Source organism: Christensenella hongkongensis (assembly GCF_000981035.1).
In the GTDB taxonomy this organism is placed as follows: Bacteria; Bacillota; Clostridia; order Christensenellales; family Christensenellaceae; genus Christensenella; species Christensenella hongkongensis.
This window is the reverse complement of record NZ_LAYJ01000112.1, coordinates 41,784-52,844: the sequence shown is the minus strand read 5'-3', so window position 1 is coordinate 52,844 and position 11,061 is coordinate 41,784. Positions and strand designations below refer to the sequence as shown.

The 11,061-nt window shown below is 48.4% G+C and carries 10 protein-coding genes and 1 tRNA gene; 2 read left to right on the top strand and 9 right to left on the bottom strand.

All coding sequences use genetic code 11. From position 1 onward, the window contains the following. Nucleotides 1-270: 270 nt before the first annotated feature. A complete protein-coding gene (locus CHK_RS10330; protein WP_046443976.1) occupies nt 271-1,293 on the bottom strand; it encodes a PocR ligand-binding domain-containing protein in 1,023 nt (340 codons plus the stop codon). A gap of 663 nt (nt 1,294-1,956) precedes the next feature. Further along, nucleotides 1,957-2,033: transfer RNA gene (locus tag CHK_RS10325), tRNA-Arg, on the bottom strand. 231 nt (nt 2,034-2,264) lie between these two features. Between CHK_RS10325 and CHK_RS10320 the strand changes: the two genes are divergently transcribed. Beyond that, the gene (locus CHK_RS10320; protein ID WP_046444286.1) at nt 2,265-2,744 is read left to right on the top strand and encodes a phosphatase PAP2 family protein; all 480 of its coding nucleotides are present in this window, start codon (nt 2,265-2,267) and stop codon (nt 2,742-2,744) included. Between the two features lie 197 nt (nt 2,745-2,941). Beyond that, nucleotides 2,942-3,334, top strand: coding sequence for a Fur family transcriptional regulator (locus CHK_RS10315; RefSeq protein WP_046443975.1), 393 nt, complete (start codon nt 2,942-2,944; stop codon nt 3,332-3,334). Between the two features lie 138 nt (nt 3,335-3,472). On the opposite strand, the gene srtB is transcribed toward CHK_RS10315, so the two are convergent. From srtB to CHK_RS10280, 7 genes are all read right to left on the bottom strand, one after another. Beyond that, nucleotides 3,473-4,270 (bottom strand): class B sortase, encoded by a 798-nt coding sequence (srtB, locus tag CHK_RS10310; RefSeq protein WP_052740520.1) that lies wholly within the window; start codon nt 4,268-4,270, stop codon nt 3,473-3,475. Nucleotides 4,271-4,306: 36 nt separating this feature from the next. Beyond that, nucleotides 4,307-5,083 (bottom strand): hypothetical protein, encoded by a 777-nt coding sequence (locus tag CHK_RS10305; protein WP_046443974.1) that lies wholly within the window; start codon nt 5,081-5,083, stop codon nt 4,307-4,309. 12 nt (nt 5,084-5,095) lie between these two features. Beyond that, nucleotides 5,096-6,355, bottom strand: coding sequence for a diaminopimelate decarboxylase (locus CHK_RS10300; protein ID WP_046443973.1), 1,260 nt, complete (start codon nt 6,353-6,355; stop codon nt 5,096-5,098). 33 nt (nt 6,356-6,388) lie between these two features. Next, on the bottom strand, nt 6,389-7,162 hold the full coding sequence (locus CHK_RS10295; protein ID WP_052740519.1) for a metallophosphoesterase: 774 nt from the start codon (nt 7,160-7,162) through the stop codon (nt 6,389-6,391). Between the two features lie 120 nt (nt 7,163-7,282). After that, nucleotides 7,283-8,461: a hypothetical protein gene (locus tag CHK_RS10290; protein ID WP_046443972.1), complete on the bottom strand. Its 1,179-nt coding sequence runs from the start codon at nt 8,459-8,461 to the stop codon at nt 7,283-7,285. Nucleotides 8,462-8,486: 25 nt separating this feature from the next. Beyond that, nucleotides 8,487-9,287: a dihydropteroate synthase gene (locus tag CHK_RS10285; RefSeq protein WP_046443971.1), complete on the bottom strand. Its 801-nt coding sequence runs from the start codon at nt 9,285-9,287 to the stop codon at nt 8,487-8,489. After that, entirely contained in the window at nt 9,284-11,020 is a 1,737-nt protein-coding gene (locus CHK_RS10280; RefSeq protein ID WP_046444283.1) for a bifunctional homocysteine S-methyltransferase/methylenetetrahydrofolate reductase, read from the bottom strand. Before CHK_RS10280 ends, CHK_RS10285 begins: the two co-directional genes overlap by 4 nt. Between the last annotated feature and the right edge of the window lie 41 nt (nt 11,021-11,061).

Sequence of the window (11,061 nt, the reverse complement as noted above, 5' to 3'; positions counted from 1 at the left end):
TACAAGGTTACACAAATATCACGGACATAAGACAATCTCTGGAATTTTTACCTGGTTTATTATCTATTTGGATATCGTTCTTTTTGATCCAGCCAGCCGCCTCATTGAAGATTGCGGCTTAGGCTTATAGGTTTGTTTGTTGGTGTATTGTCATTATAATCCGCACATTCGCAAAAGGCATTATACGCAAATGACCTCATTTTGTATTTCCTGACCGTAAAATTTTGACTTTTCTTCCGGTTACCGTAGTTTTTTGACCGTACTATCTTGTCATTTCATGTATTTGCGAAAAATAGCAGGGGTTACGCCTTCGTGTTTTTTAAAAATCTTGATAAAGTATCCGGAATCGCTGAACCCAAGGTCATTTGAAATATCCGTTACGGACAGATCCGTATTCTCAAGCAATTCCTTTGCAACCGTCATTTTGAAATCCGCAACATAGTCTGAGAATGTCTTTCCCATTTCCTTTTTAAAGAGACGGCTTAAATAGCTTGGACTGGTGTGCGACAGCTGCGCCATTTGTGCAAGCATAATATTTTCATGTTTGTTATTGTGGATATATTCAACCACAGGTCTTAAAATCTGATGCCGGGGAGTCCCCTCCGTTCTCTTCTCAGATGTTTTAAGCTGCTTTGTCATAATGGCTTTTGACACCTGTTCTTTGATATCCATCATGGTGTTGAGTGAATCGTCTGTAAAATCTCCCGGTGCGCCTTCCTTTGCAAGTATTTTTTCGTAGGTTTCGCTCATCATATTTTTGCTGATCGCTTCCCCTACAATATAATTGCATAAGTGGAAGAGCATACCGATGATCGCGCTGATGCGCCTTACAGGGAGTCTTGGAATCTCGCCGTACTTTTCACGCAAATTTCCGTCCTGGTCAATAAAGCTGTTTTCGTATGTCGACATCAATATCTTTTCCAGGCTAATCGACGCGTCCGTCTCGTCTGCCATTACCTGCCCCGCCATTACGGCGCCGATATATTTTTCGTCCACAACAATCGGAATCGCCGTGTCCAGAATATCGCAGTGGCAAAGGTACATAAACGGTTTGTTGAGCCGTGCGGCTTCGATGCCGCCGCGCGAATCGCATTTCTGGCAATATTTTGCCGTGTCCGGGTTTTTCCTTACAATCGCGCAAAAATCCGTGCACCCGCTGTGTCTTGTCACGGGAACGCCTTTGTAGTCCACGATCAAAATTGCCATCCCCGTTACCAAAGCCAGCTCATCCTGGATTTTTTGCCATTGCTCCAGGTCGAGTATACTTCGTATATTCAATAATTTACTGTTCACTCATTTTTACCTCCAAACGTTTTGCACAACAAAACAACCCGTGATGCGCTGCCTGTATTTGCCCGGAAAGAACATATGAAAGCAAAATATTGTTTGAAGACTGATTGGGATGATTCGGGTAGACCGGTACTGATAGAAGATCAATTTTATGTGCTTTTGTTCATTATAAACTATGCACAATTTTATGTGCTCGTATAGAAATGACAAAAAAAAGTAGTTCTAAATCGTATTTTCATGTCTTTTTTCGGAATGACAGTAATTTTTTTACCGTTTATCAATATAAAATGATGCAACACAAAACCAAACAACCACCCCATTACAAATGGGCAAAATTGCTTTTCACCGGAAATTATTTTATTGCACTTTTATAAAATTACAAAAATGAAGTGCCGACGCTCCCCGCATACCGCGCAACGCATCAGCACTTTTCATTATACGCTTTCAATTTGCATTATCCAATTAGAAATTTAACGAATTTTCCGGTATTTGTTTGGTTGTCAATGATAAAAAAAATCCGAGCCCTGTCAAAGGATTCGGATTTCAGGCAATCCTGTGATGCCGATCGCCCTTCGCGTTCCGCTCGTGCTTGCATGAACCCCCGGGGTTCGAATCCCAGACATAATAAAAAGCCATTCCACGCATTTCATGCGTAAAATGACTTTTTGGTGTGCCAGAAGGGATTCGAACCCCCGACCTTTTGATTCGTAGTCAAACACTCTATCCAGCTGAGCTACTGGCACATTCTTAGATTTTTGAAGCCCTATTATTGTATAATAAAGCCGTATAAAAGTCAATGACTGCGCATAAAATTCTTTCCTTGTCTTCATAATTTGTTTAGAAAAAGTTTCGTGCATTTCTCTTTTAGATACGCTATAATGACAAAATATTACAACAAAAGGTCGTGACCTATGCTCTTTACATTGGATTTGCAGATGCTTTTTGGTACGGCTGCAGGATTATCCTGCGGTTTTTTGAACAGTTTACTTCCCGCCTTTACGCTTACCGACAGCAAAGGCCTTATCTGGCTGCTTTGCGGTTTTGTTCTCCTGCTTGATAAGCGTACCCGCCGTTATGGATGGATGCTTCTTTTTTCAGTTGCACTCGCCTATATCATTGGCGATCAGGTCATTAAGGATCTGGTCGCCCGTCCGCGCCCCTTTGCAGAATTCGGCGTGTCAAATCTCCTCATTCCCACTCCCGATGGATATTCCTTTCCCTCCGGTCACGCATCCTCTTCCTTTGCGGCACTCACCGTTATCTACGCAACCAATAAAAAAATGCGCATACCGGCTGCGGTTTACGCGCTTTTAATCGCTTTTTCACGCGTATACCTTTTTGTCCACTTTCCTTCGGACGTACTCGCCGGAGCTATTTTGGGAACGCTTTGCGCGTATCTCATAATGATGGTTTTCAACCGTTTCCAAATACCGCGCCCGCTTTACGAATCGTAACCGCATAAAAAATCGGCACGGCCTCATAATCGGTATCATTTCTTCTTTTCATTGCCGCCGCTCTGCGCCTGTAATATCAACGCCCGTGTTTTTCTGTGGTTTATTAATCTTTTTTAAAAAAAGTGGTTGACTTTTTTGTGCAACGTATTATAATAATAATCAAGAATGATAATCATTCTTAGTTAGGTGCTTAAACGATGATATATTCGAAACAAAGGGAATTGATTTTAAAGACAGTTTTGGAAAACAGGATTCATCCAACAGCTGACCGTGTCTTTTCTCTTTTGAAGCCGGAGCATCCCGGGCTGAGTCTGGCAACCGTGTACCGCAACCTCAATCAGCTTGCGCAAAACGGATTGCTGCTGAAGATTCCCGTTCCGGGTGGAGCGGACCATTTCGACGGCACGCTCGAAGAGCACTATCACATGATCTGTGAGAAATGCGGTGAAATGGTAGATATTCCTTTCGAATATGTTCCGGAGTTTGACAAACAGGTGGAAGAAAGCAGCGGATGCCGGATTCGCTCCCATACGATTGTTTTTTATGGCCTGTGTCCCAAATGCGTTTCCACAGCGCAGGCGTCTTCTTGAGTGTCCTGTGTGGTTAAAACCAACATATTTCTTCACGAAAACAAGCGTTTCTGCAATGATTGGGGGTCAGGAACGCTTGTTTTTATGGCGCAAAAAATCCCTTCGTAAAAACGAAGGGATTTATTTTCCGCTACTTTTTTATTTTTGCAGCACTGCCTGCACCACGTACCGGTCGGTATCCTGGCCTTTCACACAGGTGGAAAGCGTAATGATACGATCCTGCGGCGAAAGCTCTATGTCTGTTTCCACACCGGAACGTTCCTTCATCTTTTCGAGGTAAGACGCATAATCGTCCTCACTTGCAAACCCAATGGTATAGGTTTCATCCACCTCGTTTACCACATAGGCTGAAAAAATTCTGTACTTCGAAACCGCTCCATCCGGCAGGTACAAATAGATGATGTCATTTTCCCTGAAAAACGCCTCATCCTGATACTTATGCAGGTCTGCAAACATAGCGCCGCTGTTCATGCGGTGCCCGTAAATAATGGTATTCTGGTCTGAAAAATCAGGACTGTTCTGCTCGTCCAGAAAAATCGCGCCTGCGCGGTCCGATTCCTTATTCGCATTGTGCGAAATATAATAATCGTTATCCTCTCCAATGACCAGCGGATAATCGATGCGTGTGTTCGGCATATAAATCCAGCCGATGATATCTTCATTGACCGCCCTGAGCGCGTCAAAATCAATCGTCCTGTCAAGCGGGTCCCCGGGCGCGTCCTGCTGCGCGTCGGCAGAAGGCATGGCAATTTCCTTCAGGCCATGATACGCCTGGTCTGTCGCAAACCAATCGCTGCCAATGCCAATGATATTTACAAGCGAAAATACAAGAACAGCAGCCGCAATAACAATCACAACCCATGCAAGCCTGCCCTTTTTCTTTCCGCTTCCTTCTTTTTTATATTCCTCCGGCGCACCGCCGAGTTTTTTGCTCATTCAGGTTCCTTTCGCTCACAAACCAATCCATATATATTATAAACCGGAATGCACCGATACAAACGCATCCGGGCTTGGCGTGAACTGCGTTGAACTATCGTATGAGAGCCCTATCTCGTAGGTGTCGTCCCCCAGCAAATGCAGGTACACATAAACCGCGCTGTTTCCCGGGCGGCTCCATGCGTAATAAAATTCCGCGACCTCGTTTTCATTTACCGCATCCGTAATTTCTTCTTCGTCAAACTCGCCCATCACAACAAAGTTGTCGCCCACGCCCAGCGGGTTAATCAGCCATGAGTGGATCGTCACCTTGCCATATCTTTCTCTTGCAAGCGTGTAAAGATAATCGTACTCTTTCACAATTTGCTGTGCATTGACCGTTTTACGGCTGCCTGTATACCAATAGTCGATGTAATTGTTTTTGCCGTTCAGGTTAAAGCCAAGCTCCACATTGCTGTCTTTACCCATAAACGGCGTACTTTTTACATATCTGCCCGTATCTTCCCGATAGGTGTACAAGCCGTTTTGTTCGATGTCTGCAAGCGTAGGGACATTATTTCCCGCAAGGAGCCCTTCCGGATCCGCAAGCTGGGCAAATTCTTCCTCAAGCGGCGACGTTTCGTCCTCCGCCTCGATTTGCGGTTCAGGCTGCGATGGGAGCGCAGGCAGGCTGCCATGCTGCGGCAACCGCCCATCGGTTCCAGCCTCTTGCAATCTCTCCCGCGCGAGTTGTGCAATATCCCGCGCAAGGCCGCACGAACAACACATTACAAGCATTGCGGCTATTAAGATGGTTGCAATCAGCTTTTTCATATCTGCCGTCCTCTATTTATCAAACAGGTTCATAAAGTCAAACGTCGCAAAGTAATCTTCCGGGGTTTCTGCACGGCGGATGAGCTGTGTGCTGCCGTCCTCTTTTAAAAGAACCTCCGCGCTGCGCAGCTTTCCGTTGTAATTGTACCCCATCGAAAATCCATGCGCCCCCGTATCGTGGATCACCAGCAAATCCCCCATATCGATTTTCGGCAGCATCCTGTCGATCGCAAACTTATCGTTGTTTTCGCACAGCCCGCCCGTCACATCGTACTTATGGTCTGCGGGCGCGTCTTCCTTGCCCATGACTGTGATATGGTGGTAAGAACCATACATCGCCGGACGCATCAGGTTCGCCGCGCACGCATCTACGCCAATATATTCCTTGTACGTATGCTTTTCGTGCATTGCCCGCGTCACAAGGCAGCCGTACGGCCCGAGCATAAAACGTCCCAGCTCTGTGAAAATCGCGACGCCGCCCATACCCGCCGGCACAAGCACTTCGTGAAAAGCCTTTTCCACCCCCGCGCCAATGCGCAGGATGTCCGGCAGCTCGCCGCCCGGCTCGTATGGAATCCCCACGCCGCCCGACAGGTTGATAAACCTGATATCCGCGCCTGTTTCATCCCGCAGACGCACCGCAACTTCAAATAATATCCTGGCGAGAGCCGGATAATATTCTTCAGTCTGCGTGTTGCTTGCAAGAAATGCGTGGATTCCAAAATATTTTGCGCCAAGCGTTTGCAGCTTGAGGTAAGCCTCGCGCATTTGCTCATAGGTCATCCCATATTTGGCTTCGCCCGGGTTATCCATAATGCTGGTCGATATCTGGAAAGTTCCGCCCGGATTATACCTGCAGCAAATCGTCTCCGGAATCCCCGCGACCTTCTCCAAAAAATCCACGTGCGTCAGGTCGTCGAGGTTAATGATCGATCCAAGCTGCTTTGCCAGCTTAAAATCCTCAGCCGGCGTGTCGTTTGACGAAAACATGATCTCATGGCCTTTAAAACCGCACGCATCCGAAAGCATCAGCTCCGTATAGGAAGAGCAGTCCACCCCGCAGCCTTCCTCCCGCAGTATTTTCATAATCACTGGATTGGGCGTCGCCTTCACGGCAAAATATTCCTTAAAGCCCTTGTTCCACGAGAATGCCTGGTTCATACGCCGGGCGTTTTCACGGATTCCCCTTTCGTCATAGAGGTGGAAGGGCGTAGGATATTTCCGCGCGATCTCCTCGAGTTGTTCCTTCGTTACGAACGGTTTCTTTTCCATGTCGTGTTCCCCTTTTGCAAAATTTTAAAACTTTTATACCTGCTCCTTCGGATCCGGCTCGATATATACCGCAACCAGCTCCGGCGGATTATTGATTCGTATTTTGGGATAGCCGCTCGAGCCAAGCCCGCGGCTGATAATCATCGTGGTCGCCCCGTCCGTAAACTCGCCTTCCACATATTTGGGCATAAACCCCTGTCCGCTCATGGCAAACGCCCCGATCTTCGGGAACCTGATCTGCCCTGCGTGCGTATGCCCGGAAAGCACAAGGTCAATGTTTTTGTGCAGGTACAGCGGATAATATTCCGGCCTGTGCGCCAGGAAAATATTGAACCCCTGCTCCCGCCGCGTAAAAACATCCACAGATTTCAGCACGTCCACATTGTCAAATGTGATATCGTCCATTCCGGAGAGGTTCACCTCGCTCCTGCCCACCTCGACAGTCCTGATATCCCCGCTGCGCAGCACTGTGATGCCCTGGTCTTCCATAATATCTTCAACCCTGCCGTCAAAGTTGCGTTCGTGATTCCCCGTTACAAAGTACGCGGGCGCAATTCCTGCCACCTCCCGCGCAAACTGCCTCGTATACTGCGCGTCAATCTCCTTCTGGTGCCCGTGGGCAACCATATCGCCCGTGATTGCAATGATATCCGGCATGAGTCCTGAAACCTTGTCAAACAGCTGTCCGTTTTTTTCCCCGAACTCCTTTTCGTGCAGGTCTGAAAGGTGTGCTACCACAACCCCGCTTTTTACTTTATCGCTCAAAATCCCATAGGATGTGATTTGTACCGTATTATTATTGAACATTATTTTTTTGTTACCCTCATTTTATACTTCATATAGACTTTTATTATAGTATAAAAAGGCCGCGGGTTCAATCGTGTAAAGGCTTTGCGGCGATGAATATTTTGTAAAGTTTTTGCTCTTTCACCACAGGAAAGTAGATTCCCGGAACCAGAGGAACAGGCATCCAAATTCCAACAGTACCGAAATGGCCACGATGGGGACTGTAATCCATTTTTTGTTCCATGATGCAATAAGGTCGGTAAAGCCCAGCATAAAGACAACATTTCCCACCAAATACCGTGGGATAGACTGTAAGCGAACCGAAACAGGGATCAGCAGCAGAGCAAACGCCATTGCCGCCTCCGCAAACCGTTTTTTCCACAGAAGGTAACTGCTGAGGATCAGTCCCCAAACAGCACACGCCGCAAAAAAGGCCTGCCGTCCTTCCCCGGATGTAAATCCGCTTATGATCGTAGCGAACGGATTGCCAATCCCGCCGCCCCATGCCGCCTGCGCGTGAATAAATGCGAGCGGATCGCCCGTACGCGTCCACAAAAAGCTCATAAAAATTACAAGCCCCATGACCGTAAAAACAGCCCCGAGCAATAATCTCCAGTCTGTAAACGCAAACCTGAAAAAACCTGCTATACTCTTTTTCCCATGTAACTTACAGTAATCCGCAATCACCTGAACCAGAAGGCCAAGCAGCAGCACGATTCCCGTGTTCCTTGTAAGCGTCAGGAAAAAGCCAAATACGCCCATCAGCAGGTAATTTCGTTGATACAGGAAATACAGGGAGCCGGTGAACAGCAGAAGGTAGAGCGATTCCGTATAATAACTCGCAAAATAAAACGAATAGCATCCCATAGACAGCAGCACACATGCCACGATTGCCTGTCCTGCTTTGCCGCCGCGCGTTTCGAGCACATATTTAAAAATCAAAAACAACGCTGCAGCCTGGAAAATGATATTCAATATAAAGCCAAGCAGCCAGATATCAGCCCCCGTTACAGCGTGTGCTCCGCGCACGATAACACTGAATAAGGGGAAAAAAGCCCAGTTCACCAGCCCGCCGGAATAATCGGCCCCATAAGTATAGCCCCCTGCTGTAATTCCGCGGTACCACTGGGCATCCCAAATGTTGAGCGCAGGCAAAAAACCGCGCACATCCCCCGTTTGCGCTGCGTATCCCTGATAAAAAACATAAATGATGAGCCTTGAGACAAGTACAAGAACAAACGAAAAAAGGCAAATATTCAAATTCGAATACTTGCTCTTTTCAAACAAATCCGCGCCCCGGTACCGTTTCCCAAGCTTCATACATACCCCTTGCCACAAATCGCGTTTATTCCTGCTCCTCCAGCTCCCGGTAAGACTGCAGGTAATCCATACAATATTCGTCCCTGCCCCAAAGCATCTCCGTTGCCTTCAGGTGCATTTTCATATTCGGATTCGTGATATCCATAATCGCCGCGTCAAGGCCCTGCGACATCCCGCACGCCAGAAACGCGCTGTTGATTATGCCGCGCTTTGGCAGCCCAAATGAAATATTGGATAACCCTGCCAAAAGATGTACGTCCGGAAATTCCCTGTGAAGCGTGCCTGTAGCCTCGAGCGCCTCTTTTGGAGAGTCCCACCCTGTCGCTGCGGCTTCTACAACGATATCCACGTAGATATCCCCGTCCGAAACACCGTTTTCCCTCAGGATTTTGATCAGCCTCCCGGCGTTTTCCACCCTGCGCTCCGCCGTCTTGGGAATCCCATCCCCGTCAAGCGGCATCGCAACGATTCCAGTTTTATATGTTTGGATGAGCGGAAGCACGCCTGCAAGGCGGTCCTCCTCGAGCGTTACGGAATTGATAATCGCATCCTTCAGTTCCACCTGTCCAAATAAAAACGCAAGCGCATCCGGATTTGTGGAATCCGCCATAATCCCGCATTCCGGCGCCGCCGCGAGCGCAAGCTCCACAACCCATTTTAACATCTCCGGTTCATCATCGCACATTCCGGTGTTGATATCGAGGTACTGTGCTCCAGCCCTTGCCTGCCGCGCGGCAAGCCCTGTGACAAACGCTTCGTCTTTTTTCTGAAATCCTTCCAGCGTGGAAGGGATCGAGCTGTTCAGTTTTTCTCCAATAACAATCATTTCCTTAACTCCTTTATGATTTCGCACACGATGTCTGCCCGTTTGAGCGGCGTAATCAAATAATATCCATCCGCAACGCCACACACAAGCTTCGCCGCGTCAAGCGCGGTTTGCACCGCAAGCCCTGCAGCCTGTTCCCTGTCCGCGTCGCGAAACCGTTCGCACACGCTTTGCGGGATTTCAATCCCCGCAAGCTCGTTGTTGATAAAACACGCGTTGCGGTAGCTCACAACGGGCATAATGCCCGCCCAGATATCCACTGAGAGTTCTCTTTTCGCGCGCGCAAGATTATCCGCGGCCCGCTGGTCGTACACCGGCTGCGTCAGCAAACAGGTCATCCCTGCTTTCTCCTTTTTCTTTGCCTTGGCAAGCTCCGCGTCAAAATTCTGCGCGTTTACATTGAGCGCCCCCATAATGGTAAAAGGCTTGTCCGCAAATACAGTCTGGTTCAAATCCCTGATAAAATCCGCATATAAAACAGAATTGAACTGGAATACGCTTTTGATTTCGTCCCTGCGGTTACTGGGAATGGGATCGCCCGTCACCACAAGCAGGTTCCTGACCTTCTGCATGGATAACCCCAGCAAAAGCGCCTTGGAAGCATTGAGGTTCCTGTCGCGGCACGTAAGATGCGGAAGCGCTTCGATACCATACTGCATTTTCAGCATCGCCGCAAGCATGCTGCTGTCCGCGCGCGCACGGCCAATGGGGCAATCCGCAATCGTGATATAATCCGCACCCGCGGCATGGAGGTCCTTCGCCGCCTGCACAAAAAAGGAATGATCGGCGTCAAGTGGAGAATCGAGCTCTACTGCGATTGGTTTTTGCGTATAGCTCTTCCTTTCCGCATGAACGGTTTCCCCCTTTTTCTTCGGCTTATATGGATACGCTTGCCCTTCCATGCTTTTAAGCGCCTGCTTTACCGCGCGGATATGCTCGGGCGTGGTGCCGCAGCAGCCGCCGAGAATCTGCACGCCCTCCCGCCTGATCTTTTTCAGTTGCTCGGCAAAATAATCCGGCGTGCTTTTGAATACCGTGCGCCCGCCAACCACAGTCGGATATCCTGCGTTTGGCATGATCGAAATCGTCTTTCCGTAAAAATCCGTACTGCGCACTACGTTTACCATATGCAGGGGGCCGCATATACAGTTAAAGCCGTATGCGTCGATCTCCCCCACTTCATGCAAATCGTCGATGATCCCCTGTGCGGAAACACCCGACTGCGTATATAAATCCGGGGCAACCGAACACTCTGTAATCACATAAGAATCCGGAGCCACACTTTTTACATACCTTGCCGCGTCTGCCAGAACCGGCGCCTGGTCGAAGGTCTCGAACAAAAAACATTTGACGCCGTTCTCCACAAAACGGTCTATGATCGCGCGGCGTTCGCTGTCGCACCGCTGCTGGTCTGCATGCAGGATAGGCCCCATGCTTGCAAAAATATGCGTATGCGGCCCCGCGGCTTTCTTTGCACAGTCGCAGCCCGCGTCAATCACTTGCAGTACTGTTTCCATATCCGCAGCCATAGAAAAAGTATTAGCCGCAAACGTATTGGTTTTGATCGCATCTGCGCCTGCGTCCACATACTCTCTGTGCGCGTCGATCACGCGCTGCGGATTTTTGATATTTTCAAGCTCGCAGCGCGCTACGCTGCCTTCGTATTTTGCCGCAAGATAGGTTCCCATCGCCCCGTCAAACAGCAAAATGCCGGATTTTCCAAATAAGTTCATCCTTCCTCCCATATCGCTGAAAATCTGTTTCCTACACATTA

Coding starts and splice junctions, on each gene's coding strand:
- srtB (WP_052740520.1), bottom strand. CDS start 4,270: ATGAGCAAAAAACTCGGCGGTGCGCCGGAGGAATATAAAAAAGAAGGA.
- CHK_RS10305 (WP_046443974.1), bottom strand. CDS start 5,083: ATGAAAAAGCTGATTGCAACCATCTTAATAGCCGCAATGCTTGTAATG.
- CHK_RS10295 (WP_052740519.1), bottom strand. CDS start 7,162: ATGTTCAATAATAATACGGTACAAATCACATCCTATGGGATTTTGAGC.
- CHK_RS10300 (WP_046443973.1), bottom strand. CDS start 6,355: ATGGAAAAGAAACCGTTCGTAACGAAGGAACAACTCGAGGAGATCGCG.
- CHK_RS10315 (WP_046443975.1), top strand. CDS start 2,942: ATGATATATTCGAAACAAAGGGAATTGATTTTAAAGACAGTTTTGGAA.
- CHK_RS10290 (WP_046443972.1), bottom strand. CDS start 8,461: ATGAAGCTTGGGAAACGGTACCGGGGCGCGGATTTGTTTGAAAAGAGC.
- CHK_RS10285 (WP_046443971.1), bottom strand. CDS start 9,287: ATGATTGTTATTGGAGAAAAACTGAACAGCTCGATCCCTTCCACGCTG.
- CHK_RS10280 (WP_046444283.1), bottom strand. CDS start 11,020: ATGAACTTATTTGGAAAATCCGGCATTTTGCTGTTTGACGGGGCGATG.